Below are 25,142 nucleotides of genomic sequence, written 5' to 3' on the forward strand. Positions count from 1 at the left end.
CTCCTTTCTGGTTGGCGACGCGACTCAAGCTAGCACACTAGTACGTAGCATACAAGTCCGTTTTCCCAGGTAACTGGTGTGTAAGATGGCGCGGTGCCCAGATTGACCGGAGTTGGCGCCGTCGAGCGCCCGAAGACACTGTCCCGCAGCGCCTACCTAGGTATCCAGCAAGCGATCCGGGACGGGGCCATCATCCAGGGCACGCTGTACTCGGAAAACGAGCTCGCCGAGACGCTGGGCATGTCCCGCACCCCGGTGCGCGAGGCCCTCATCGCGCTGGCGAGGGAAGGCCTGGTGGAGATCGAGTCGCAGCGCGGTTTCCGGCTGCGGCAGCTCTCCGACGCGCAGCGCTGGGAGGTCTTCGATCTGCGCCTGCTACTCGAGCCGTACGTCGCGCGCAAGCTCGCCGAATGCGCGACCGAGGACGGCGTCCGCCGACTCACCGAGCTGGTCGACGGGCAGGAAGAACTCTCCGGCGCCGATCTGCAGTCCGCCTTCCTCGCCCTCGACGAGGAGTTCCACCTGCTGATGCCGCAGCTGGTCGGGCTGGAGCGCTCGCACGACATCCTGGTGAGCCTGCGTGGCGCGATGTGGTTGATGGGCTTCGAGGCGCTGTCCCTGCCACAACGTCATTCCGCCGTCATCGCCGAACACCGCGCCATCGTCGCGGCCATCGCGGCCCACGATCCCGACGCGGCGGCGGGGGCCGCGCACGAGCACATCGTCAAGACCGCCGCCGCGGTGTCCTGAGCACCCGGCGCACCTGGTCAGCGCCGGCAAGGACCGGAAGTGACCCCCGCTCACCGACGTCCCACACGGCACGTGCGAAGGTCGACTCGACCGAGCGCAGAAACTGACGATCGTGCCGTGCCCTGCCGTGGTTTGCTCCTCGCCGTGCTGGTGACCGCGTTGCTGGCCGGCTGCACCGCGGACCGTCCCAGCGTCCCGCCGTGGTGGCCAACGACGGGTCGATCCCCGACGGCGGACCATCCGGCACTCCGACCATGCCGCTGCCGCCGTCAACCGAGGCGACATCGCCATCGATCCAGTGGTCCGACTGCGACCAGCAGACGCGGGAACGGCTCGGGAACCGGGACCACCAGGCGGCATGCGGTTCTCCTGCGGCAGAGTGGCCGCCCCGCTGGACGCCGCCGGCGTGCCGGACCGCACGATGATCCAGATCGCCATGCTCAAGGTGGGCGACGGACCGATCCCGCTGGTGGTGGTCAACGGCGTCGACGGCGAGCCGGGAACGCTCTACGACGCCAGGCTCGCCACCACCCTCCCACCGGAGATCCTGCAGCGGTTCTCGCTGGTCGGGGTGGATCACCGGGGCACGGGCAGTCGGATCCCGTCGGCTGCCAGGCCCTGCGCAACGAAGCCCGCCACCTCGGCGACCCACCGATCACCGTTGTTACCGCCGGACCAGCCAAGCGCGAGCTGTGGTATCCGGCCTGCCGCGAACTTCGACCGAATTTCTCACCATGTCCACCAACGGCAGCCACGTCTGGGCCCGCCACAGCGGCCACCACATCAACCAGCACGGCCCCGCCCTGCTCGCCAGGGTCACCGAAGACACGATCACCAAGGCGAGCCGAACCGGCCCGACAGCGCATCACCCCGCATAACCCCCGGCCTCGGCGAGCCGTCGATCACGGCCGGACCGCCAACAAGCGACAGGACGCCCACCCGCACGGGCAAACGGAACCGGTGGCGGAACCAGCCAAAGCGCGCAGTCGATTCTCCTGATCAGTTCGGCAGGGACAGGTCATCGAGAGCACGTAGGAAGAAGTCCTCACCTACGATGGGCACTCCTAGCTGCCTGGCCTTCTTCGCCTTGCCGGACAGCGAGTCCGGGTCCGCGGCCGCCACGACTCGGGTCTTGCTGCTGGGGGTGCCGGTGACGCGGAGCCCGGCCGCGGTGGCGCGACCGACGATCTCCGCGCGGGCGAGCTTCATGTCACCGGTCAGCACGATCCTGTCGCCGGGCCTCAGCACAAGGCCTGCGCTTGAGGTCGTCGGGGCGTCGCTTGTCCTTTCCTCCGCGAGCACGCTCTCGACCTCGCCCGGGTCGAGGCCAAGAGCAATGGCGACGGTTTCGAGGTCGCGTCGTTCCTCTCGGGTCGCCACACCATCCGCCCAGGCCGCGCGTGCCAGATCCCGAAGGTAGGTGTGATGTGTCGCGAGTGCCTGGGCCTTGTCCATGCCCAGCTCGTGGGCGACCTCCAGAAGCGCGTCCGCTTCGGAGGCCGAGATCTGCCGGTCGAGGAGAGCGTCGTCGAGCATCGCGAAGTACGCATCAACCTCGGGCTCGTCATCATGCGGCAGGCGTCCGACCAAGCGCGCCAGGAAATGTGGCTCGACGTGCCCGACCGGTGTGCGGTGGACGGTCGAGACGAGTTCGCGGGGCAGGTTCGGCCATTCCCAGCTCGCCGTGTCGAGGTGTTCCTTGGTGACGCGCACCGAGGTGGGATAGCGAGCGAGCATGTCTCGTAGCAGCAGTGCTGCCGCCATCGCGTCATCGCGCGCCGTGTGCCACTGCAGGTCGGTCAGACCGATCGCCGAGCAGCATTCGATCAACGATCGCCCCGAGCCGGGCACGGCGAACCCGGCCGCGCGCATCGTGCAGAGCCCCGCTCGGCTGTGGAACGGGTTGGCCAAACCCATGCGGTCGAACTCCGCGTCGAGGTGCATGGCGTCGAACTGCCAGTTGTGCGCGACCACCACACGGCCCCGGACCGACTCGACGAAGTCGCCTGCGATCTGTTCGAACCGAGGCGCGCGACGCACGTCCACAGCGCGGATGCCGTGGATCGCCTGCGGCCCCAGATCACGACCCGGGTTGACGAGAGTGGACCATTCGCCGGTCACGTCCCCGCGAGAATCCAGCTGGACCACCGCGATTTCGGCGATGCGGTGCCGGTATCCGGGCAAGATCCCGGTGGTCTCGGTGTCGATGACCGCAAACCCCTGGGCCGCGTTCACAGCGGAAGCACATTCGTGCTGGCGGTTTGCACCGCAGCCAGCCACGACGGAGGTAACGCCTGCGGCTCTCCCAGTGCGTCCCGCACGTAGTCGCGGCGGTTCTTCACCTGCTCGGTCTCGGTCCACCGACGCACCAGCCACCGCAGCACCCGCGACAGCACAAGCGCCGCCTCGCCTGGGTGATCACCCGACACGGCGCCCACACCGGCGATCCGGCGCAGGTCCTCAACGTCGCGAACCGTGTCACCAGCGAGATCAGTCACCCAGTCGACCTCAGTGACGTTCTTGACAGCAGTAGTGCCCGCGACGATCTTCTCGACTTCCCCGCGCCGGACGACGATCTCGTCAAAAGCGACCACCGGAGAGAACAGCTGAGCGCCCCACCAGCGGTTCGCCTCGACTCCCGCCGCGACTGTGAGCTGTTCCAGTAGGGCTTCGAGATCGCCAGCCACCAGCCCGGTTATTCCGCGCCGCTCCACGAACGTAAGCAGCTGCCCCGCGCTACTTTCCTCGCCGAACGCCTCAGGCGCCGACACCACCCACGCGCCTGTCGGTGCGCCCTGCGGACTCACCTGCCAGATCGCCACCGAATCCCGGCCGTCCTCCGAGACGCCTCGCGTCACCACAGCGCTACCCGGAACCCACAACTCGACAGGAGCCGGTGGCTCCTCCGCTTCGATCTCCGCTGTCACTCGCAACCTCCTGCCGATGAGTTCACTTGCTTTTCGCGAGAACTGAGCCGCGGGTTACTCGCGGATGGTCACGATCCGGACACCCCGGCAAAGGCGACGGCTGAAGCCGTAACGGCCAGCGGCAGGACGCCGATCCTGCGTGCAGCACGCCAGTCGTTCACCGGGAGCCGCGCACAGTGGTACGTCGACGAACATCTCGAAGTCCAGGTCCGCGTTTCATCCTCCTCGCCGGTGCGGCGGTGATCGTCCCGTTGGCTGTGTTGTCCGTGGTGGCGACAGTGCTTGACGGCATCTCAAGCCACCCCGTCATTTCCGCATTCGTCGCCATCGTGGTCCTCGTGGTCGTTGCCGGCATCGTGGTGGTGTCCCGGCGCAGGGAAGCGAGCCTTGCGGCCGAGCACGAACAAGCCCGCCGTGCCCAATGGGCTATCGCCGTCGCTCAATCCCGGGAAATCGCTCAGTACCACGCCATGGATTCCCGCGCGTTCGAGCAGGCGCTCGCGTTCTTGTGCACCCGCGATGGGTGCACAGGCGTCGAGGCCACGGGCAAGGCGGGTGACTTCGGTGCCGACGTCATCGCATACAGCCCGAACGGCCGGAAAGTCGTGCTACAAGCCAAACGTTACGGGCCGACGCACAAAGTCGGCAGCCAGGACATGCAACGTTTCGGCGGCACGTGCTTCACCTACCACCAGGCCGCGATCGCCGCGGTGGTGACCACATCGACCTTCACCCGCCACGCCATGGACTACGCCACAAAGGCCGGGATCCGCCTGGTAGATGTCAACGCACTCGCCGCCTGGGCCAGCCGCACCGGCCCAGCCCCGTGGCATTGATGCGCTGGCATCTCGCACCTGGCTACTCGCGGAACTCTTGGCCGACAAGGGACTCAGCAGCGTGGAGCGCTCCATCGCAATCGAGCGAAGCTGACGCGTACTGCTCGCACAGCAGCTCCTCGCCGAGCCAATGGTCGAACTTCTGGGTCGCTTTGTTGCCCACCTTCCGGGCAACCTCCACAGGAAGAGGTACCGGCCCTTGGACGACAGCTGAAAGCGCTTTCACTGCGACGGCCCAACCACAGCCGACGAGGCGGAGTGCTGCTCCTTCGGCCGCGGCGTCCACGCCGGTGGCGGACAGGATCGCGGCGAGCGTATGCAGCTGACGATTACCGATCCAGGGGAAGAACAGCGTGTCGCTCCCCTCGACGATGATCGGTGACTCGTCCAGGCCGAGCGCCGCGTAGTCCCGCCGTGCTTGCTCGAGGAGCGCGCGGGTTTGTGCATCCGCGTACACCGGCGTGCGATCGCCTTCCAGGAGCGCTCGCATGCGGGTCCGTACTCCGGTGTGCACCGAGCCGGCGGCGTCCCCGAGATAAGGAGGTGTCCCACCGTGTGCCGGAACCAGCTGCACGCTCTTGTCGTCGTCGTTGATCGCCAGCACGCGCCAGCGCCGTCCGGCGAAAAGCAGCAGGAGGCCTTCGTACAGCGGGAAGTCGACCGGCATCGTGCCGAGCTGCCGGCCGCTGTGGACGAGGCGGTACTCCTCTGGCGTCTGGAATGCGGCGTAGAAGCTGTAATGGTTGACGGTCACTTCGCCGCGGCCACCCAGCAGCAGTGTTCCGTCGCCGGTCTGGGTGAGCACATCGTGGGCGCCCAGCGCGCGCAACAGTTGTGTGAACTGTTCTGACGTGACAGCCGAGAACGGACTGCCGCGACCGCACAACACGCGGTAAGCCTGTACCGGCTGCGCGCCGCCGTGCTGGGCGATCAGCGAGAGGAGCTGCTGAACCAGAGTGGACAGATGCAGCTGGGCCGGGTCCGGTGGTTCGCACCAGCGTTCGAGGAGTAGTTCGATCGACGCGATCATCTGCACCAGTGGCAGGTGCAGGCGGTCAAGCGGCGTGGTGCGGGCGTCTGTTCCGACAGTGGCACAGTAGGCCCGGAGCACTGCGGGCTCGTCGCGCCTGCCGGAGCGGCCGAGCCGCTGCCGCAGGGCCGCGACCGAGGGTGGTGGGCCGATCTGGGCGACCTCGGCGATGGCACCGATGTCGATGCCCATCTCCAGGGTCGTGGTGCAGACCGCGGTGGCCGGCCGTGTCGGGTCTTTGAGCATGGCTTCGACGTCTTCGCGGAGTTCCTTGGCCAGATTGCCGTGGTGGGCGTGGAACTCGTTGGGCACGCGGGCCTGAGCGCTGCGGTCGGCCAGTTCGGAGGAATACAGCTCCACCCGCGATCGCGCGTTGGCGAACACGAGGTTCGTCCTTCCGCGCAGGGTGGTGAACATGTGGTCCGCGATGCGGCGGACAGAGGTCACTGACGGCGTGTCCTCGTCGAGGGTCATGACGGGTGGTTGGTCGACGTAGCTGCGAAGCTGCAGCCGCAGTTCCTGACCGGTCGCCTGCGATTCGAGGACGGTCATGCGGTCGCTGTGGTCGGGGCGCAGCTGCGCGGCGGCCAGCGACATGTCCCCGAGCGTCGCGGACAGCCCGATCCTGGGCACCCGTCGTTTGAGCGCGGTCTCGAGCCGGTGCAGCTGGGACAGCAGCTGGGCGCCACGCTCGGTCCCCAGGAAGGAGTGCAGCTCGTCGATGACGACGTACTGAAGGCCTGCGAAGATCGCGGGGATCCGCGTTCCGCGCAGCACGAACATCGCTTCCAGTGATTCCGGGGTGATCAGCAGGATCCCGGAAGGTGCGCGCAGCAACGCCTTTTTGCGGGCACCGGCGACGTCGCCGTGCCAGCGGTGGACCGGAATCTCGAGCGTCTCGCACAGCTCCTCGACCCGCCGGAACTGGTCGTTGATCAGCGCTTTGAGCGGACCGACGTACAGCGCGCGAACGCCCGGCCCGGCCGGTTCGGCGAGGTTGGAGCAGATGGGAAGGAACGCCGCCTCCGTCTTGCCCGCCGCAGTCGCGGCACCGATGAGCACATCGGTTTCACCGCCGAGCATGGCGGGGATGGCCGCGTCCTGGATGTCGTGGAGCTCGCTCCAGCCCTGCTGCCACACCCACCGCTGGACTCGGGGGTGCAGCAGCCCGAAGTGCAGGGTTTCAGAGGCGGAGGCTGGTGAGTGCACCGGTGTCGTCCAGGTTCTGGTCGTCGGGTTCGTCGGACAACGGTTCCAAGTCGCGGTTGTACTCGGTGTCGATCGACACCTTCCCGAGCAGCTGGCGCCAGTCCGCGCCGGGGTTCTGCTCGAGCACCGCCAGAAGATTGACGAACTCCTTGATGGTGTTGCGCGGCGTCCGGAAGTAGGCGTCGCCGATCCGCGAGGCGCAGTGCTCCATGAACGCCGTCAGCGCCTCGTCCGGCACGAGGTAGGCGGACTCGTCACCCGCGGCGTAGACGTGCCGTAACCGCTCGAGGAGCACGTGCATGTCCTCCGGGGTCAGATTCGCCAGCCGCAGGACCGGTCCCGAGTGGTCGACCAGCCCGCCGACCGCGAAGGAGTTCTCGGCGAGACGACTACGGAGCGCTTCGTAACTGTAAAGCCCGCGGCGGGTATCCATCAGCATCTCAGGAGTCCCGCCAAAGCAGAACCCGAGCCCTTCCACGGTGCCCTGCAGGCAGTCGTTGACGATCCGCAACACCTGCTCGTAGTTCGACTTGCGCGCACCGGTGTGAGCCAGCTTGTAAAGGTTGACCATCTCGTCGAGACAGACCAGAAGTCCGGAGAAACCGGCGAGCCGTACGAATCGGGCAATGAGCTTGAGGTGGTCGTAGACGGTGGCGTCGTCGACGATGCTGCGGACGCCGAGCGCGGCGCGAGCGTCGGTGCGGGTGGTGAATTCCCCGCGCAGCCAACGAACCGCGTCCGACTTGAGTTGCTCGTTCCCAGTGTCGTGGCCCCTCCAGTACGCCGCGATCACCTGGGCGAAATCATAGCCACCGACGCTCTCCGACAGCTGCTCCAGCCGCGCCGCGATCACAGTGGCCGGTGAGCCGCCAGTGGCGCCGGCCTCCTGGATCGCCGAGGTGACGAACCGTTCGACGATGCTGGGTAGCGCATTGCCGTCGGGGGTGGACCGGGTGGCAATGTTGCGCATGAGTTCGGCGTAGAGCGAGCGCGCTTGGCCTCCGCTCGCATGCAGCCGCCGGTCGGGACTCAGGTCCGCGGAGGTCGTCACGAGCTTGCGTTCCGCCGCGATGGAACAGACCAGGCTGAGGAAGAAAGTCTTGCCGGCGCCGTAGTCGCCGATCACGAACCGGACTGCGGAGCCGCCGTCGGCGATGCGGGCGATTTCCTGGCTCATCGCCGAGACTTCGGCGGCTCGGCCGACCTGGATGTGCTGGAACCCGACGTGCGGGACGACACCGGACCGCAACGACGAAAGGATCGCGTCGCGGTCGCGGCGGCGCAGGCGCACTGGCTTCTGGGCGGGGGTTGTCATCCGAGCATGTCCTTCACGATGTCCTGGTTGATCTCAATGGGGTCAGAGCCTTCGCAAAGCGGTTCGCCAGTGCGGTCGTAGGCCGTATCGTTGAGCACCTCGAGTGCCCCGTCGGGGAGGAGATCCGCTTCGCCGGCCAATTCGTCGAAGTCGGCACGGATCCAGGTCTCGCGCTCGGCGAGCATGTGCAGCAGCCGGGTGTGCACGGCATCGAGGCCAACGGCCGATGCCGTGCCGACGGGCGGGGGCGGCGGGGGAACCGGTTCGTCGTCGGTGAAGATGTCCGCCAGCTCGGCGGCGACTCGCACCGACTCGGCCCTGGTCTGCGCGAGCCGTTCCGGATCCAACGCCAGCGTGGCGGCCCTGTTCCGCTCGGCCGGCGCGGGCGGGAGCTTGCGCCCTGCTCGTCGCGGACCCGCGATCTCGGCGTGGGCCAGGTCGTCGGGGGCAGTCGCTGCCGCATGCAGCGTGCCATACACCTCGCCGGGATCCAGGCCCAGCGTGGTGAACAGCCGCTCGAGCATTCGGATTTCGTCGAGGGTCACCTGCCCGTCCGCCGCAGCGATCGTGGTCAGCAGGCGTCCGACCGCGGCCTTTCTCGGGGCGGCCAGGGATTCCAGTCTTCGCCTCAGCATCGCCGGTGTCGGCGGCTTGGCCAGCACGAGGGCGGCGTGAGCATCGAGCCTGAGCCGTTCGTCCTCACTGAGGTCGAGCTCGTCGATCGCCAGCTCCCGCAACGCCTTCCGCTCCGGTTCGCTCACCGTGCCGTCGACGGCTGCGACGAGCGTGCCTAGGCTGATGATCGCGAGTGCGGCCGGATATTCGGTGCTCGGAGCGCTGACGTGCGGCTGGGCACGGCGGAACACGACAATTGACGACGTCGGCGTAGGAGTGGTGCCGCCGAAGCGCACATCGGGTTCGATGCCGAGGCCTCGCCGCTCCAGCAGCTGCGCGACGGCGACCGCGTCCGCCTTGGTCAACTTGCCTGCCTTGGTCGGCCACCGCGCGATCAGCTCTTGCGCCGACACGACGCCACGTCCCGCGCCGTCGATGCTCTGCGCCGCCCAGAACCAAAGCGCCTCTGTCTCCGGGCTCGGCTTGTGAGTGACGCCTTCCGGCAGCAGAGCGAGAGCCGCCGGTGAATCCGCACCTTCCGGGTTGCGGCCGAGGTACCGGCTGTACGGTTCCAGATCGCCGGTCACGCCTTCAACCAGATCCCGTAGCTTCGTGATCGGACCGCTCAGCCGTCCCACGTCGGGTAGCGCCGGATTCTTCAGGTCGACGTTCCCGCGGAAGCCACTGCTGGCCGGGTAGTAACTCGTGGAGAGACGCGCCTTGTTCGGTTTGAGAACCATGCCGTCGCCGAACCGGGCGCGATAGCACGTCGTGAACAGCTCGAGAAACTCGTCCGCGCAACGCAACGCCGGCGTGCGCAGATGGGTGTCGGGGTGGTGGCGGTACCAGGACAGCGCCCACTCGGCCGGGATCGGCCGTCCGGCGACCGCGAGCTGCCCGAGCCCAACCTTCAGGTCCATCGGGAGTTCGTAGCTCCACTCCGGAGCCTCCGGTGGGGGTTGGTCGTAGCGGACCGCCGGGTCGCCGATGGCGACAGCGTCGAGCAGCCCCTGAGCGTAGCAGCGGAACGAGCTATTGGTCCGGTAAAGCCCGAGCAGGCGACGGATTTCGGCTACGAGCACCCCACGCTCGGTGGGGGACGGATTCTCTGTGAGCAACCTGCGCTCGAGGCCGTAGAAATAGAGAAACACATAGCCGATGCAGGCATTCGGGTTCACTCGGCCGCCCACCAACCACGCGAGGTAGGCCGCGCGAGCGCGTGGCGAGATGTCGGCGTAGCAGGGCCAATAGCCCATCGTCTCGCCTTGCCAGTCCGGATTGCCCAGGTCCACCGATAGCGTCGGGTCGATCAGCGCGGGCTCGATGCCGTTTCCAGCCACATCGCGCATGCCGCTGCCGACGTAGAACAGACCGCCTTTCAGCATGGTGCCCGCCACGACGACGTCGCGGCCTGGTGGAATCCACCCGTGGGCGAGCGACAGGGATACAACGGCGGCGGACCCCGCCCCGCCCTGCCGCGCCGAGGGCTGGATACCTCCCGGACGCAAGAGCCGAGGCGATGGCGCGGGCTGCTGCGATGGGGTCCACAGCCGAGTCGGCTGAGGTGGTTCAGCGCGCGGCTTGGCTTGGTAGTTGGCCGGCGGCCGGATAGGTATCGGAACCGGCCGCTGATGCGGCTGTAAAAAAGACTCGGCGAAGGGCGCTGCGGGCCGGTTAATTCGGGAGCGTATGGCCTGCGGCCGAACAGGTACCTGTGGTTTCATCCGTGGCGCCATCGGCGCGTGCGGCTCGGCCTGCTGCTGCGCAAACGTCGGAATCGTATGCTGCTTCGTCGGCTCTTGAGCCCGCGCCCGCGGCTGGGACGGCCTTCGCCGGACCCGACGGATGACCCAGATGACGATCGCCAGCACGATCACGAGCGCGACCAACCCTGCCAAGAGTCCCCTCCGTCATCAGACGACCACCCGCCATGACGGGCCGGTCCCTGTGGTGATCGGCGAGCGCACGGCGGGGGTTACCAGCTTGACCGAATCGTCACCTACCACGCCGACCTCCGGAGCATGAGGGAACAGATGCTAGCGAGGCCCCTCCCCCGCGACCTGCATTCAGTATATCGCGATACGTCCGAACACGACCTCGTGTACTGAAAACAGAGCCGTGAGCTGAGTTATCCTGCGATTCAATCATTAGTGATCAGCGAGTTCGAGCACCTGTACTCCTGTTTGAGGCGACTGTAGTACGCCATCAACCCTGAAAGGATTGACAGCATTCCCAATTCTAGCAAGACAGTTCCCCGAGGCTACCCTTCCAATCAGTGCTAACGAATTTCCGCAATACGCCTATCATCGTCTCGAACCATTCAACGTAGCCACTCCGTGCGCAGCCGGATCATAGTATGCCCCGCCTTGATCTAGCCATATACGCTTTGCTTCGTCTTCCGTCAGGCTGTCGTTGACCAAGGCGAGCAAGCAATTGAAGAGGCCCCTTGTCGTGGCCTCGCCTTCCAGCCGCGCGAATTTTTCGACAACAGCCGACGGAGTAGGCGATTCAAGATCGCAATCTTCATGAAAGTACGAATTTGTCAAATATGCGGGTACATCGATTGAGTGGTTCATTTACGGCATCACAAAGTTTGTGAATATCCCGTATCCCCGGGCAAGTCGGGGTTCCTTTGAAGCACGGTTCGCACTCCCGTCGCAGGCACAAACTCTTTACTGGATCGTCAGTATACTCGATTTGTCACTCCCGGCGGCAGAGCACTGTCAATCGCCATCCTTGTGACACTCGAGCCGTGCAGCCATTCTTGTATAGCTCGAGAGTTCTGCCCATACCGTTGCGTCAACCGCAGATCGCACCCCCACCGAGGGTCACCGGTCGGCGTCCTCGACCAGGCGCCGATGCAACTCGGTAGTGAGGACATGGATCTCCCGGGTCAGTTTCGTGTTGGTCTTCAGTTCTTGCTCCTGTTCGGTGAAATCGTGGTCGGCCTTGGCCTGCTGGAACGCAGCCTGGCGGTTCTGCCCGACCATGACGAACGTCGAGAGGAAGATCGCTTCGAGGGAGACGATCAGGGTGAGTTTGGGCCACGGATCCGACTCGATGAAGACCATCCAGACTGTGAACAGCACGGCGTGGATGTAGACGAACCGCATGGAGCCGGCGAACGCGGTGATCGCGTCGGCGATCCGGAGCTGAGCATCGGCCTGTCGCTGTGCTCGGTGTGCCACCACAACGGGGTGGTGGGGTGAGCTGTTCGTGAATTCGGGCTGCACGTCATCTCCCAGAACCGGAGGTCGGAGCCGGAACGACTGAACCGGGCTCGAGTATCCGTTACTACACGCGCGTCGCCGCCGATAACAAGCAGCCGGCGAGGCTGAAAATCTTCGGTCATGAATCTGGCTGCTGTCGCAGGACCTACCGGAACGTCCGCGGTGACGGTACCGGCATCGGCCAAGCGGCTGGTGCGTAGCCTGACGCGCGCAGTCCGGCAATCGGCCGAGCGCCGGGCGCGTCGCTCTGCGGAGCCGACCGGTGCTACCGCACCTGTCGCTGGTGTTCGGGTGAACTGAGAGCGCTAAGGCGCGGCCTCGGCGCGCCGAGCGGGGCGGCGACTGCAGTTGCGGTTGCATGGCGTAGTGGATGTGGCGAAACGGGCCGCCCTGTGGTCCCACGGTTGCGGATGGTAAGCCTGGCGCAGACGGAAACCGTGCCGGTGCACGCGCGGGCGCGGTTGCAGCCGAATGCGGACTGGACGCGGCGCTGGAGCGTGACGGTCTCGGTCCGTGGCGAGAAAGTTGTGGTACCAGTTCGTGATATCGCGTCATTGCCTGTAGCCGGCCGGGAGCCATTTCGTCGATTTTCGTGACACCGCAACGTAAACCATCGTTCGGGTCTGGAGTTCCTTGTCAGTACCGGACGTCTGCACGGCTTCGAGTCTCTCGCGGAGGCGAAGCTGCTGCTGATGCTGGACTTCGCCGGCGGCGTCACCGATGTGTTGTCGCAGCCGCTGCAATTGCGGTTCTCGTCTGCCGACGGTATGCGTGAGCACATCCCGGACTTCTTCGCCGACACGCGGTCCGGCCCCTGGCTGATCGACCTCCGCCCTGCCGGACGGATCACGCCGCGGGACGTGAACACCTTTGCCGCGACCTCGCCGCTCTCCAGGGCTGGGACTACCGGGTGGTGACGGGCTGGGATCCGGTGAGCGCGGCGGCGGTAGAGGCGTTCTCGGCGCAGCGCCGGCCCCTGAACGACCTGCTCTGCATATCCGACACCTTGCTCGCCGCCACCGCGGTCAGCCCACTCCCGTTTGGTGAGCTCGCGGCCACGACGGTCGCACCGGCGGTTGCCCGCGCCCACCTGCTGCACCTGCTCTGGCACCACTAGTGCCGTGCCCAGAAGGTTGCGGAGGGAATCAGGGCTGGGAGGCTGCCGGGTGGAGGTGGCTCGTCAGCCCGAGGTGTTCGTGCACGGGTTGGGTCCTGAGCAGGCGCAGCGTCTGGCGAAATCACCAGGTCAACGCGGGACCGGGTGTGGTTGCGCCGGGCCGGGGTTGTGCTGGCCTCGGTGCAGGGCCGGTCTGCCGGCGAGATCGCGGTGGCGCACCCTGCGAACTCGGACTGCAGTTCACGAACTGAAGCCTGACAAAACTCGGCTCTTACCTGGCTGAACATCGTCGGCTCACCGTCTCCACGGAGACCGCGCGACGCATCCTGCGCCAGGCAGGCATCACCTGGCAGCGCACGAAAACGTGGAAGGCCGGCCGCGATCCGGACTTCGCCTGAGTGTGACGTGGCGGTCTGACACGCCTGTCCCTTCCTTCGGCTTTCAGGCGACCTACTTGCGCGCTTCGAGGTAGGGGGACTGCAAGACGAGCGGTGTAATTCCCGATCATGGAAATGCACCTGATGAGCGACATGATGTCTGGCGTGGAGAACGCTGAGGACTCGAAGCCCGAGACCGGTCTGGACGGTCTGGATGGTCTGGATGGTCTGGATGGTCTGGATGACAAGCTTGTCGAGCAGTTGGTGAGCCGCGCCAAGGTCGGCGGGCTGCAGTTGACGGGCCAGGGCGGGGTGTTGCAGCAGCCGAGCAAGCGGCCGCTGGAGTCCGCGTTGGATGGCGAGATCACCGACCACTTGGGCTATGACAAGCACGTAGGACCATGACGGTTCACCGATGATTTTTCCGTGCCGTGCTGGTCTGTACGCCGAGTACCGACTCACGGGAGGCTGAGCCATGCGGAAACTGACCTTTGGCATGAACCTGACCCTGGACGGCTACATCGCCGCGCCCGGCGACGACCTCGGCTGGAGTGTGCCGAGCGACGAGCTGTTCCAGTGGTGGTCTGACCGGGTGGCGGCGACGGGCATGGCGCTGTATGGGCGCAAACTGTGGGAGACGATGAGTTCCCACTGGCCGACCGCCGACCAGCAGCCCGGCGCCACACCGGCGGAGATCGAGTTCGCCCGCCGTTGGCAGGATATGCCGAAGGTGGTGTTCTCCTCCACGACCAGCACGGTCGACTGGAACACCCGCCTGGTCACCGGCGACGCGGTCACCGAGATCACCCGGCTCAAGGCCGAGGACGGCGGCCCCATGGACATCGGCGGCGCCACACTCGCCGCAGTGGCCATGCGGGACGGGCTGATCGACGAGTACGCGATCGTCACCCATCCAGTCCTGGTGGGTGGCGGCACGCCGTTCTTTGCGGCCCTGGACAACTGGGTGAACCTGACCCTGGTGGAGACCCGGACGTTTCCCGACGGCGTGGTCCTGACCAGGTACGAGACCAGGCGCTGAGTACCCGACCTCGGATCGGCCCGGGCTTCGGGCCCTCAAGGATCTCGTGGCGCTGTGTTTCGAGGCGATCGTGATACCCGTCCCGGATCCCAGGCCGTGTAGGTAAGGGATCCCCTAACGGACGACCGGACCGGGTGGCTACTGGCTCTCCCGGCTGGTGAGGTACGCCTGCTGCGGCGTCCAGTCGTTGAGGGTTTGATGCGGTCGGACGGTGTTGTACAAGTGCCGGAAGCGCAGGACTTCCATGGCCAGAGCGTCGCCGTCGGCGATGACGCCTCGGTAGAGGTGCTCGTATTTCAGGGTGCCGAAGAACCGCTCGATCACACCGTTGGTCTGCGCCGCCGGGCGGTGGGGCGCCGGGATCGAGCAATGCGTCAGCACCGGCACCGGCGATGATGGTCGCGATCGAGATGACCACGCCCTCCGACACCGGCGCGGCCGGCCCGGTCGCCGCCGAGACTAGCGTGCCCGCGATCGCGATACCAATGCCGACACCTTTGTTGAGTGCCGCAGCCCGGTCACGCTTGTCCTGTTCGGTCTCGTAGTGGAGATGTTCCTGATGAGCCGGGTAGTTCTCCGAAGCCTTCTCGATCGATCCGTCCAGTGTCCCCGCCTGTTACAGCGCGTCCTTCACCTGCGTCGGGTTGCCGTGTTCGAAGGCAGCAGTCAATGTGGACTGGCTGTAGGCGGTGGCGGTGGCCTCGAACGCGGTCAGGTTCTTCGTACCCGAACCCATGATGAACTGCAGGTAGCCGCTTCGATCGGCGGTCGTCAGGTCGAAGCCCGGTCCCGTCGGGCTGCCCAGGGGATCGGTCTGGTCGCCTTGGTAGCCGGGATCGGTTGGGCCGCCCTCGCCGCGGTCGGGCACATCATCACCCAGCAGCGCACGGACTTCGATGCACGCAACCACGACTACGCCAAGCTCAGTGAGCTGATCGCCGCGACGACCCTGTTCGAGCTGGACCGCCGCAGCCCCGGAGACGGGAAACCCGCGGTCATCCACGCACTCGATAAGAGACATCGTCCGGAGAAGAAAGCGAAAGCCACGCTACCGGGGCCAGCGTGCGGAGACCGAGTCCGGCGTTCATGTCGGCCGAAGCGTTGATACCCGGGTGCAGGCGGGCATCAGCCGTTGGGAAGGGTGAAGGGACCGGAGCGGGACCAGAAGTCCGTCACCTCGGCCTTCCTGCGGTCTGGTGGTCGCCCCCGCGTGGTCGAGCGCGACCAGGTGTTTCGGCTTACTGCCAGACGACGGTGGTGGGGGCGGTCTAGGAAGAACCGGCCGCGTGTGGGGCCGGAGGTGTCGGTGCCGTCGGCGGGGATCTCGAACCGGACGTCGCGGCGGAGCGGCCGGCCAAGGGTAACTTCAGCACCTTCGCGCCTACGCCAATGTGCTCGGCCGGACCGGCGAACGGCACGACCCGAACTGGGTGTGTCGCCGGTGTGGACGACGGCGAGTTCGTCCTTCAGGGTGCTGTTGTCGTTGACAACAGCACCCTTGTGGCCGGGGAAGGTACTGACGCGCCCGCCGTTCCGATAGCCGGACCCGTACGGCACCATCCGCACGGCGCCGCGGTCGGGCCCGTCAGTTTCCCGGTTCGGCTCCTTGACCACGTCGGGCAGTTCCTTGTCCTGCCCATTTCCGGCAGACCGTCAGGTACGCGTGCCGGCCGGTGCGGGCCACCCCTGCGGGCTCGCACCGGCCGGTGTGTCACACGAGCGAAGCGGTCAGCCCGCCGTCGAGGACGTAGTGGCTGCCGGTCACCCACGCGGCCCGGTCGGATGCGAGGAACGCGGCGACCTCGGCGATGTCCTGCGAGGTGCCGAGCCGGCCCTGCTTCGCGGCCACGAGGTCGCCGAAGGGAACCTGGGTCGCGGCCTCGAAGTCGGGGGCGAGGCGTTCGACCATGGCGGTGTCGGCGAAGCCCGGGCACACCGCGTTGACGCGTACCCCCGTCGGCCGCATTTCCACGGCGGCGACGCGGGTGAGCTGGATGACCGCTGCCTTCGTCGCGCAGTAGGAGCCGAGCAGCGGGCTGCCGCCGATGCCCGCGATGGAGGCGATGTTGACGATGTTTCCTTGGGAGGCGACCAGGTGCGGGGTCGCCGCTTTCATGGTCACGAACGTGCCGCGCACGTTGACGGCGAAGATCTTGTCGAAGCTTTCCGTCGACTGCTGCAGCAGTGGCGACGCGACTTCGATTCCGGCGTTGTTCACCAGCACGTCGAGGCCGCCGAGGAGGTCGACCGCCTGCTGCACGGCGGCCCGGACCTGAGCCTCGTCCGTGACGTCGCAGTTGGCGACACCTGCGGCGCCGATCTCGTCGGCCGATTGCTTGGCCGAGTCGGCGTTGAGGTCGCTGACGACGACCTGCGCGCCGCGTTCGACGAATAGTGCGGCGATCGCCTTGCCGATCCCGGCACCGGATCCGGTGACGAAGACCCGCTTTCCCTGGAGCTCGGACATTCTTGTTCCTCTCACTTTGTTGTGGGGCTGTTCACATCGCGTCGATCTCGGGCATGATCTCTTCCTTGAGGCGCTTGAGGTCGTCGAGCGTCTTCGCCACCGGGACGTCCTGGAACGGCGGCCACAGGAAGGGCATCGTCAGCCCGGCTTCCCGGTAGCGCTTGAGCTGGTCGGTGATCTGCGCCGCCGACCCGACGAGCAGGTTGGTGCCCTTGCCCTGGGGGCTCTGGTCCATGTCCTGGTCGGTGATGACGAACCAGATCATGCTGGAGATCTCGAGGTCGTCGACCGACCGCTTGGTGTCGAGCTGGTCGAGCTCGCGCTGGATCTCGGTGCGCCACCGCTGGATGTCCTCGGGCGAGTCCTGGATCCCGATCCAGCCGGACAGGCCGTACTTGGCGATGCGGCTGGCCGAGCGCTTCGGGTCCTTGAGGCCGCTGAAGAAGATCGGCGGGTGCGGCTTCTGCACCGGCTTGGCGCCGAATCCGGCCGGCTCGAAGTCGGCGAACTCGCCGTGGTACTCGAAGAGGTCGTTGGTCCAGATGCCCTGCATGATCTCCAGGGTTTCGCGCACGTGCTTGTGCCGCTTGGGGAAGATGTGCGCGGCGCTGGCGGCGGCGAACTCTTCCGGCATCCAGCCGGAACCGACGGCGACGTTGAGCCTGCCGCCCGAGAGGTGGTCGATGGTGGCCAGCTCCGCGGCGAGCACGCCGGGGGAACGGTACGGCGTGTCGATGATGCTCATGCCGATCCGGACCTTCGAGGTTTTCGCGGCGAGCCAGGGGAGCAACGGCATGCCCTGGAGGAACTCGCCCCGCGAGCTCACTGGGAGTTGCTTGCCCATTTCGTCCAGCATCCCGAAGGGGTACTGCATCTCCCCTCGGTCCGAGGCCTCCGGCACGATGATCCGGTCGAGCGTCCAGACGGAGTCGAAGTCGAGGTCCTCGGCGAGGGCGGTGAGGTCTTCGAGTTCCCGGACGGTCACCTTGTCCCGGAAGTTCGGCAGGTAGAGCGCGAGTTTCATGGTCAGACAGCCTCCTTGCTGCGTTCGGTGAAGGTGGAGCGGATGTCGGCTTTGAGTACTTTGCCGACGGTGGAGCGCGGCAGCTCCGGCCAGATCTCGATCTGCTTCGGCGCCTTGACGCTGCCGATGCGGTCCTTGACGAACGTGATCAGCTCGCCGGTGTCCAGTTCCCGGCCGGGCTGGAGCTGGACGACGGCGGTGACGCGTTCACCCCACTTGTCGTCGGGCAGGCCGATCACGGCGCAGTCGCGGACGGCGTCGTGGGCCATCAGCGCCTGTTCGACCTCGGCGGAATAGACGTTGAACCCGCCGGAGATGACCATGTCCTTGGCTCGGTCGACGATGTGGAGGAAACCCTCGTCGTCGAGGAAACCGATGTCGCCGGTGTGGTGCCAGCCGTGGGCGGACGCCTCGGCCGTCGCCTCGGGGTTGCGGTAGTAGCCGGCCATCACCAGCGAGCCGCGCACGCAGATCTCCCCGCGTTCCCCCTTCGGGACAGGCCGCCCGTCTTCGTCGAGGATCACCACCGTGACCAGCGGCGAGGGGCGGCCGGCGGACGACAGCCGTCCCGTGTGGACGGTGCCGTCCGGTCGGCGGTGGTCCGCGGGCGACATCGTCGAGATCATCATCGGGGCCTCGGACTGGCCGAACAGCTGCGCCATCGGCCCGATGCGGTCGAGGGCCTCGGTCAGCCTCGCCGTCGACATCGGCGCCGCGCCGTACCAGAAGCACTGCAGTGACGAGAGGTCCGTGCGATCGAGCGCGTCGTGGCCGAGCACCATGTAGATCAGCGTTGGCGGCAGGAAGGTGTGGGTGACCCGGTGTCGCTCGATCAGCTCCAGGAACCGGCCGATGTCGGGCTTGGCCATGATCACGACTTCGCCGCCGCGGGCGAGGATCGGGAAGCAGAGCACGCCGGCCGCGTGGGTGAGCGGGGCCAGGGCCAGGTACACGGGGCGTTCTTCGAAGGGGTAGCTCATCAGCGTGATGGCCGACATCGCCTCGAGGTTGCGGTCGGTGAGCATGACTCCCTTGGGACGTCCTGTGGTGCCTCCGGTGCCGACCAGGGCGACCACGTCGTCGGGAGGTGCTGCGTCGACGGATGGATCGTCTCGCGCGGCGTCGAGCCAGGTGTCGAAGGCCAGTGCGAGGTCGTCGCCTGGACCGAGCCGGACGAGCGTTTTCAGCTTGGGGAGCTTCGGGATGATCTGCTTGACCAGTCCGTCGAACGCAGGCTGGAAGATCAGCGCGGAGCAGTCGAACAGGTCGAGCAGCTCCGCGTTCTCGCCGGCCGCGTTGCGCGGGTTGATCGGGCACCACACCGCTCCCGCCCGGGAAATGCCGAACACGCAGGCGAACGCGGTCGGATCGTTGGCCGAGAGGATGCCGACCTTGTCCCCGGGCGCGACGCCGGAGCGCCGCAGCGCCCGGGCGACCGCGTGGGTGAGCTCGACGACCTCGCCGTAGGACAGTGAAACCGCGTCGAGGGTCAGACAGGGCGCCCCGGAGCCCAGGGAGGCGCCCTTGTCCAGGTAGAAGGCCAGCGACATCATTGTCTCCATTTTCAGTCGTGCAGCGTGACGACCGGCTCGTGCAAGCGGCTGAAGTGCACGCTTGGTGAGGATCGAACCCCCGCTTGCCGGCTCCGGTGCGTCACGGAAACAGAACCCGGAGACGCCGACGTCCCTCCTGATGTTCGTCGGCGCCACCGAGGACTGATCACGACCCTGGCTGTTCTTTGGACGAATGTCAAGATTTTTTTGGACGATCGGTCAGAAGTGGGTCTCTGTGCTAGGGTCAAGCCCGTGACCAGCGCAGCTGCCGTGAGGCGCCGGACCCGAGTGGACAAGTTCGAGGAGCGGCGCCGCGAACTCGCCGACGCGGCTTTGCTGGCCCTGGCCGACCTCGGCTACGCCCGCACCAGCCTGCGCACGATCGCGGAACACACCAAGTTCTCCCACGGCTTGCTGCACTACTACTTCGCCGACAAGGTCGAGCTGATCACCTACTGCGTCCGGCGCTACAAGGCCGCCTGTGTCGAGCGCTACGAAGGGAACATCGGCGAGGTCTCCACTCCCGATGAGTTCGCCACCGCCTGCGGAGTCGGCCTGGCCACCGCGCTCGAAGACGCTCCGCTCATGCACCGGCTGTGGTACGACCTGCGCTCCCAGGCGATGTTCGAGGAGGCATTCCGCGACGACGTCGCCCAGATCGACGAAAGCCTCCAGAACATGATGTGGCGCAACCTCCGTGCCTATGCCGAGCTCGCCGGCACGGAGCCGACCTGCACTCCGTCCGACGCGTACGCGCTGTTCGACGGTCTGTTCCAGCGGGCGCTCCTGCGTTACCTTGCCGGCGCGGAGGAAGCGCTCGACGACCTTCGACGTGGCATCCGCGAACTGTTCCCGCGCCTCGTCAACTGAACGCGGACCAGACAGCCGCACATCGGCTGACACAACCGTGATCATTACCGGGACGTCTCCGGTCCATGGGCACAGGTCCGGACGAGCACTGTCCGGAGTGCGCGCGGCGGGTCCATGCCCTGCCGAAAGCGGGGGAACGGCTCAGTGATTGGGCCAGGGGAAGGCAACCGGCGGTCCCGACGGCGCCGGGGTGGCTCACCGGAGAAGAAGCTGATCGACCAGGACGAAGCCGGCCCCAGTGCGACCAGCAGTATGGCGAATCCGCGCCGCAGGTCTGTTTGCAACTGCTCGACGCGTGCCATCAGCTCGGCATCGGTCCAGCGGGTCTTGCGCGTAGCTGGTTCTGAAACTGATTGCAGTGGACATAGTGCGACCACGTTAGTTCCTCCTGTACCGGTGATGCCCCTGGGCGCGCGCCAAGCACGGCCCGGCCATTGTTGGAGACGAAAACACACAAGTCAGCGATTAATGGTGGGGCGCCAACCACCGCTACGGCCACGACGTCACCACCTGGGACGGCTTCGCGTTGCTGCGCGACATCCGCGAACTACGCATGACCTGCTACCTCGCCCAACACGCCGCCGAAAACCCCCGCGCTCACCACGAAGCCGAACTCCGTGTTACCTGCCTACGCGACCGGAACGGGCCCCGCCCCTGGTCCTGGTCGCCCGCGTCCTAACCCTCCGCCGGACACCGTCGTCCGACGTCAACTTCGGGGACTGTAAAGAGCAAGGCGGCGGCTGCAGTGAAGAAGGGGGCGAAATTCTGGGGAAGGGCGCAGAGCAGGCGATCACGATCGCGGTGAAGGCAGGCATGGAGCACTGGGGCGGGGCGGGGCCGGGCCTGAGGTTTAGCCGCTAACTGTTGCTGACCACGAGGTTGTTGACGCTCGCGCCGCTTGATCGCCCGCGCTTCGGCTTTGGACCTATTACCAAGGCAAAACTTGTAAGATTAATCTTGCAAGAGTAACCTTCTGAATATGGCTGATGAGATCGACGTGGAGGCGACGGCGGCTGAGTTGCGTCGGGCTGTGGGTCAGGTGAAACGCCGCATGCGCAATAGCCGCTCCTCTGATCTCAGTGCGCCGGAGTCGTCGGTGCTGTCCCGGCTGGATCGTAACGGTCCGGACAACATCACCGGTCTTGCTCGTTGGGATCAGGTGACTCCGCAGACGATGGGGGCGACGGTCGCCGCGCTCGAGGCACGGGGATTCATCGAACGGCACCCGGACCCGGACGACGGTCGCCGGTTCCTCCTCTCGCTGACTCCGACCGGCGCCAGCCAACTGCACGACATCCGCGACGCCGCGACCAACAACATCGCGGCTGCTCTGAAGGCGCATCTCAGCCCCGAGGAGATCCGGCTCATCCATGACGCGGCACCGCTGATCGAGCGCGTCGCGCAATACCTCTAACCCACTTCTTCCCTTCACCAGCGGGCGGCTAAGCACCTGCCCGCTGTCGAGCGCGCCCGCGCGGCGCCCAGGAGTACTTCGATGTCTGACTCAGCAACCGCCTCACCATCGGTGGCGAGTAAGCCGTTCAACTGGCGGTTCACCACACCGCTGTACATCGGCTCGGCTCTGAACCCGATCAACAGCTCTCTGATCGCCACGGCGTTGGTGCCGATCGCGGCCGGCGTGCACGTCTCGATCGGCCAGACGGCTGCGCTGGTGTCCGCCCTCTATCTCGCCAGCGTGATCGCGCAGCCCACCGCGGGAAAGGCGGCCGAGGTGTTCGGGCCGCGGCGCGTGTTCCTCACGGGCATCCTGCTGGTCCTGGCCGGTGGCATCGTCGGCGGTGCCGCCCCCGGGCTGCTGGCGCTCGTGATCAGTCGCGTGCTGATCGGCTTGGGCACCTCCTGCGCCTACCCGACCGCGATGGTCCTGATCCGCCAGCGTGCTCGCGCGGCGGGGCTGGAGAAGCCGCCGGGCGGCGTGCTCGGCGGCCTGATGATCGCCGGCGTCGCGACCGCGTCGCTCGGCCTGCCCATCGGCGGCGTGCTCGTGCAGTTCCTCGGCTGGCGGTCCGTGTTCCTCGTCAACGTGCCGGTCGCGCTCATCGCGCTCGTGGCGACCTTGATGTGGGTGCCCCGTGACCAGGCCATCGAGCACCGCACCGCCCGCAGGATCATCTCCGATCTGGACGTGACCGGCATCGTCGGCTTCGCGCTCGCGATGACCAGCCTGCTGCTCTTCCTTTCCAGCCTCCCGACCCCGAACTGGACGCTGCTCGCTGCCACTGTGGTGCTCTGGGCGCTTGAGATCTGGTGGGAGTTGCGCGCGGGATCACCTTTCTTCGACGTGCGGCTGCTCGGGCGCAATGCGGCCCTCACGCGCACGCTCATCCGGTTCGGGCTCGTCATGCTCTGCGGCTACGTGGTCCTCTACGGCATCACGCAATGGCTTGAAGCGTCCCAGGGCATGTCCGAGCTCGGCGCAGGCCTCCTTCTCATCCCAATGACCGTCGTCTCCGGCCTCGTGATCGTGCCGTTCTCGCGCCGCAACCTCGTGCGTGGCCCGATCATCGGCGCGGCCGTCGCGTGCATCGCTGCCGCCATCAGCGCCCTCTTCCTGCCCACGCCGGCCTGGCTCGTCATCACCCTCGCGGTCACGATCATGCTCGGCTTCGCGCAGGGCGCAGCCAGCAGCAACCAGCTCGCCCTCTACAGCCAGGCGACCGCCGAACAGCTCGGCACGGCATCCGGCCTGATGCGCTCCTTTGGCTACCTGGGGTCCATCGCCTCCTCCGCCGTCACCGGCATCGTCTACCGCACATCCGTGACCGACACGGGCGTCACGACTATCGCCTGGATCATGGTCGGCGCGAGTCTCGTCCTACTCGGCATCTCGATCTTCGACCGCACGCTCGGCCGCACCGCCGCCCCGACCACCTGACCCGCACGACCGCAAGCAAGGAGAGAACCATGCCCATCACCACCATCGACGACACCGCCGCACTCGTCATCCTCGACCTCCAGGCCGCCGCAGCCGCCGCCCCGACCATCGAACCGGTACCGGCCCTGGCCACCCGCGTGGCCGATCTCGCCGACGCGTCCCGCGCCCACGCGCGCCCCGTCATCCTCGTCCGGGTCACCGGCACCGCTCCCGGACGCACCGACGCCGGCGACCCGGCGGGCATGATCCTGCCCGACGAATGGACTCAGCTCCTGCCCGAACTGCGCGCCGACGAGCGCGAGCACACCGTCACCAAGAACAGCTGGGGAGCCCTGAACCGCACCGGCCTGATCGACCAACTCGAAGCGCGCGGCATCACCCAGATCGTGCTCACCAGGGTCTCAACCAGCCAAGCCGCCGATTCCACCGCCCGCGCCGCCTACGACCACGGACTCCACGTCACCATCGCCACCGACGGCATCACCGACCTCGACCAAACCGCACACGACCACGCCCTCGCCCACACCTTCCCCCGAATCGCAGAGACGGGCACGATCGCGGAAATCGTCACCGCACCGGGCGCCTGACCGTCCGATCACGCGACGGTGCTGCCGGGCCCCGCGCCGCAATCGAGATCCTCGCCGCAACATGACCCACCGCAGCGCACCCCTGACTCCGGAAGGGCGAAAACGGCTCGTCGAGCGCTACCGTACCCGTCCGATCGCACACGTCGCGGCGGAGATGGGCGTCTCACGCACCACCGCCTCAAAGTGGGTGAGCCGATACAAGCGGTTCGGCGAACTCGGGCTGGTTGATCGCTCGTCAGCTCCGGCCCGGCAGCCGGCAGCCACGCCGGGGCGGCTCGTAGATGAGATCGAGTCGCTGCGACGCGAGCACAAGTGGTCGGCTTCCCGCATCGCTTTCGAGCTGCATCAAGCCGGCACGCCCGTCAGCCGCCGCACCGTCACCCGACTGCTCGCACAGCTGGGCTTGAATCGGCGGAGGTTCATAGATCCGAACGGAGAGACCAACCGAGAATCGCAGCGGATCACCGCCGAGCGGCCTGGGCACATGGTGCATCTCGATGTGAAGAAGACCGGCCGCATCCCCGACGGCGGTGGGTGGCGCGTGCACGGCAAAGGCAGCGACGTCGCCAGAGCCGTCGCTCGAACGAAGAAACGCGGCGCGAAGACCGGCTACGTCTTCCTGCAGTCCGCGATCGACGGATACTCACGGCTCGCCTACACCGAAGCGCTGCCCGACGAGAAGGCACTCACGGCCGTCCCGTTCCTCGGCCGAGCCAGAGCGTGGTTCGCCGCCCACGGCATCACCCGTATCGAGCGGATCGTGACCGACAACGGCGCCTGCTACCGCGCTAATGCATTCGAGCAAGCGATGGGTGAAAACCGGCATCAGCGCATCACCCCGTACACGCCCAGGCACAACGGGAAAGTCTGTGAAGACTGGATTCTCGCCGAGGAGTTCCGCTACGCCCGCAGCTGGCGGTCAGAAGCCGAACGAACTGCGGGCCTCGAGGTCTGGAACCGCCACTACAACTATCACCGGCCGCACGGCGCGCACGACGGACAGCCGCCAGCATCCGCGACGCCGTCCCGCGTCAACAACGTCCTGGCCAAGTACAGCTAGGGGTCCCGCCAGCGTCCAAATCTACTGTCATCTTGTGCTGTGTGGACAGCGCTTATCGGTTATTTTTTGCCCGGTCGGCGGCTAGGAGGGCTATCAGTTCGACCACGCTTCCCGCGAATAGGAAAATAGCGACTGCTTTGCCCGAGATCACGGAAGCGAGGCCGAGTACGCCGACAACGACGATGAATACGGCGTAGATTCCAAGAACGGTTCGCCGTCGCCGAACTTGGGTTTGGTGAT

General features: G+C 66.6%; 23 protein-coding genes and 1 pseudogene. 13 read left to right on the forward strand and 11 right to left on the reverse strand.

Annotated features, from left to right (window positions below):
- Nucleotides 1-93: 93 nt before the first annotated feature.
- Both LWP59_RS27225 and LWP59_RS27230 read left to right on the forward strand, forming a co-directional pair.
- A complete protein-coding gene (locus LWP59_RS27225) occupies nucleotides 94-750 on the forward strand; it encodes a GntR family transcriptional regulator (protein ID WP_144635688.1) in 657 nt (218 codons plus the stop codon).
- A 734-nt stretch (nucleotides 751-1,484) separates the two neighbouring features.
- Nucleotides 1,485-1,628, forward strand: a complete 144-nt coding sequence (locus LWP59_RS27230) for a hypothetical protein (RefSeq protein WP_186383124.1) — start codon at nucleotides 1,485-1,487, stop codon at nucleotides 1,626-1,628.
- A 121-nt stretch (nucleotides 1,629-1,749) separates the two neighbouring features.
- Here the strand turns inward: LWP59_RS27230 and LWP59_RS27235 are convergent, their stop codons facing one another.
- The gene (locus LWP59_RS27235; protein WP_144635685.1) at nucleotides 1,750-2,985 is read right to left on the reverse strand and encodes an exonuclease domain-containing protein; all 1,236 of its coding nucleotides are present in this window, start codon (nucleotides 2,983-2,985) and stop codon (nucleotides 1,750-1,752) included.
- Nucleotides 2,982-3,677 (reverse strand): DUF6218 family protein, encoded by a 696-nt coding sequence (locus tag LWP59_RS27240; protein WP_144635682.1) that lies wholly within the window; start codon nucleotides 3,675-3,677, stop codon nucleotides 2,982-2,984. The genes LWP59_RS27235 and LWP59_RS27240 overlap by 4 nt, the downstream gene beginning before the upstream one ends.
- A gap of 239 nt (nucleotides 3,678-3,916) precedes the next feature.
- On the opposite strand from LWP59_RS27240, the gene LWP59_RS27245 reads away from it, so the two are divergent.
- The gene (locus LWP59_RS27245) at nucleotides 3,917-4,513 is read left to right on the forward strand and encodes a restriction endonuclease (protein WP_222425459.1); all 597 of its coding nucleotides are present in this window, start codon (nucleotides 3,917-3,919) and stop codon (nucleotides 4,511-4,513) included.
- A 22-nt stretch (nucleotides 4,514-4,535) separates the two neighbouring features.
- On the opposite strand, the gene LWP59_RS27250 is transcribed toward LWP59_RS27245, so the two are convergent.
- The 5 genes from LWP59_RS27250 to LWP59_RS27265 form a co-directional block, all read right to left on the reverse strand.
- The gene (locus tag LWP59_RS27250) at nucleotides 4,536-6,752 is read right to left on the reverse strand and encodes a DEAD/DEAH box helicase (RefSeq protein ID WP_144635679.1); all 2,217 of its coding nucleotides are present in this window, start codon (nucleotides 6,750-6,752) and stop codon (nucleotides 4,536-4,538) included.
- On the reverse strand, nucleotides 6,727-8,067 hold the full coding sequence (locus tag LWP59_RS27255) for an ATP-binding protein (RefSeq protein ID WP_144635676.1): 1,341 nt from the start codon (nucleotides 8,065-8,067) through the stop codon (nucleotides 6,727-6,729). Before LWP59_RS27255 ends, LWP59_RS27250 begins: the two co-directional genes overlap by 26 nt.
- Entirely contained in the window at nucleotides 8,064-10,418 is a 2,355-nt protein-coding gene (locus LWP59_RS27260; RefSeq protein WP_308431772.1) for a tellurite resistance TerB family protein, read from the reverse strand. Before LWP59_RS27260 ends, LWP59_RS27255 begins: the two co-directional genes overlap by 4 nt.
- A gap of 567 nt (nucleotides 10,419-10,985) precedes the next feature.
- Nucleotides 10,986-11,258 carry a contact-dependent growth inhibition system immunity protein gene (locus tag LWP59_RS41210; protein WP_186383123.1) on the reverse strand — a complete coding sequence of 91 codons (273 nt, stop codon included), beginning with the start codon at nucleotides 11,256-11,258 and terminating at the stop codon, nucleotides 10,986-10,988.
- A 252-nt stretch (nucleotides 11,259-11,510) separates the two neighbouring features.
- Nucleotides 11,511-11,915 carry a DUF1003 domain-containing protein gene (locus LWP59_RS27265; RefSeq protein ID WP_144635673.1) on the reverse strand — a complete coding sequence of 135 codons (405 nt, stop codon included), beginning with the start codon at nucleotides 11,913-11,915 and terminating at the stop codon, nucleotides 11,511-11,513.
- 689 nt (nucleotides 11,916-12,604) lie between these two features.
- Between LWP59_RS27265 and LWP59_RS27270 the strand changes: the two genes are divergently transcribed.
- The 4 genes and pseudogenes from LWP59_RS27270 (at nucleotide 12,605) to LWP59_RS27285 (ending at nucleotide 14,445) form a co-directional block, all read left to right on the forward strand.
- Nucleotides 12,605-12,829, forward strand: coding sequence for a hypothetical protein (locus LWP59_RS27270; protein WP_144635668.1), 225 nt, complete (start codon nucleotides 12,605-12,607; stop codon nucleotides 12,827-12,829).
- Nucleotides 12,823-13,029, forward strand: coding sequence for a hypothetical protein (locus LWP59_RS27275; RefSeq protein WP_144635665.1), 207 nt, complete (start codon nucleotides 12,823-12,825; stop codon nucleotides 13,027-13,029). The genes LWP59_RS27270 and LWP59_RS27275 overlap by 7 nt, the downstream gene beginning before the upstream one ends.
- Before the next feature lie 521 nt (nucleotides 13,030-13,550).
- Nucleotides 13,551-13,799 (forward strand): annotated as a pseudogene (locus LWP59_RS27280) (hypothetical protein); the annotation flags it as partial.
- An 82-nt stretch (nucleotides 13,800-13,881) separates the two neighbouring features.
- Nucleotides 13,882-14,445: a dihydrofolate reductase family protein gene (locus LWP59_RS27285; RefSeq protein ID WP_144635662.1), complete on the forward strand. Its 564-nt coding sequence runs from the start codon at nucleotides 13,882-13,884 to the stop codon at nucleotides 14,443-14,445.
- 138 nt (nucleotides 14,446-14,583) lie between these two features.
- Here the strand turns inward: LWP59_RS27285 and LWP59_RS27290 are convergent, their stop codons facing one another.
- On the reverse strand, nucleotides 14,584-14,832 hold the full coding sequence (locus tag LWP59_RS27290; protein ID WP_144635659.1) for an integrase core domain-containing protein: 249 nt from the start codon (nucleotides 14,830-14,832) through the stop codon (nucleotides 14,584-14,586).
- Between the two features lie 172 nt (nucleotides 14,833-15,004).
- On the opposite strand from LWP59_RS27290, the gene LWP59_RS27295 reads away from it, so the two are divergent.
- Nucleotides 15,005-15,550, forward strand: a complete 546-nt coding sequence (locus LWP59_RS27295; protein ID WP_229858139.1) for an OST-HTH/LOTUS domain-containing protein — start codon at nucleotides 15,005-15,007, stop codon at nucleotides 15,548-15,550.
- A 606-nt stretch (nucleotides 15,551-16,156) separates the two neighbouring features.
- Here LWP59_RS27295 and LWP59_RS27300 read toward each other — a convergent pair.
- The 3 genes from LWP59_RS27300 to LWP59_RS27310 are packed head-to-tail and all read right to left on the reverse strand — an operon-like array spanning nucleotide 16,157 to nucleotide 19,486.
- Nucleotides 16,157-16,912, reverse strand: a complete 756-nt coding sequence (locus tag LWP59_RS27300; RefSeq protein WP_144635652.1) for an SDR family NAD(P)-dependent oxidoreductase — start codon at nucleotides 16,910-16,912, stop codon at nucleotides 16,157-16,159.
- 31 nt (nucleotides 16,913-16,943) lie between these two features.
- Entirely contained in the window at nucleotides 16,944-17,936 is a 993-nt protein-coding gene (locus LWP59_RS27305) for an LLM class flavin-dependent oxidoreductase (protein ID WP_144635649.1), read from the reverse strand.
- Nucleotides 17,937-17,938: 2 nt separating this feature from the next.
- Entirely contained in the window at nucleotides 17,939-19,486 is a 1,548-nt protein-coding gene (locus LWP59_RS27310) for an acyl-CoA synthetase (protein ID WP_144635991.1), read from the reverse strand.
- A gap of 255 nt (nucleotides 19,487-19,741) precedes the next feature.
- Here LWP59_RS27310 and LWP59_RS27315 point away from each other — a divergent pair, with 255 nt between their 5' ends.
- The 5 genes from LWP59_RS27315 (at nucleotide 19,742) to LWP59_RS27335 (ending at nucleotide 24,902) form a co-directional block, all read left to right on the forward strand.
- Nucleotides 19,742-20,359, forward strand: a complete 618-nt coding sequence (locus LWP59_RS27315; RefSeq protein ID WP_144635646.1) for a TetR/AcrR family transcriptional regulator — start codon at nucleotides 19,742-19,744, stop codon at nucleotides 20,357-20,359.
- A 979-nt stretch (nucleotides 20,360-21,338) separates the two neighbouring features.
- Nucleotides 21,339-21,773: a MarR family winged helix-turn-helix transcriptional regulator gene (locus LWP59_RS27320; RefSeq protein ID WP_144635642.1), complete on the forward strand. Its 435-nt coding sequence runs from the start codon at nucleotides 21,339-21,341 to the stop codon at nucleotides 21,771-21,773.
- Between the two features lie 81 nt (nucleotides 21,774-21,854).
- Entirely contained in the window at nucleotides 21,855-23,255 is a 1,401-nt protein-coding gene (locus tag LWP59_RS27325; RefSeq protein WP_144635639.1) for an MFS transporter, read from the forward strand.
- A 29-nt stretch (nucleotides 23,256-23,284) separates the two neighbouring features.
- Entirely contained in the window at nucleotides 23,285-23,842 is a 558-nt protein-coding gene (locus tag LWP59_RS27330) for an isochorismatase family cysteine hydrolase (RefSeq protein ID WP_144635636.1), read from the forward strand.
- A gap of 61 nt (nucleotides 23,843-23,903) precedes the next feature.
- Nucleotides 23,904-24,902: an IS481 family transposase gene (locus LWP59_RS27335; RefSeq protein WP_144635633.1), complete on the forward strand. Its 999-nt coding sequence runs from the start codon at nucleotides 23,904-23,906 to the stop codon at nucleotides 24,900-24,902.
- Nucleotides 24,903-25,142: the final 240 nt, after the last annotated feature.

Origin of the sequence: Amycolatopsis acidiphila, from assembly GCF_021391495.1 — a bacterium.
GTDB classification, from domain to species: Bacteria; Actinomycetota; Actinomycetes; order Mycobacteriales; family Pseudonocardiaceae; genus Amycolatopsis_E; species Amycolatopsis_E acidiphila.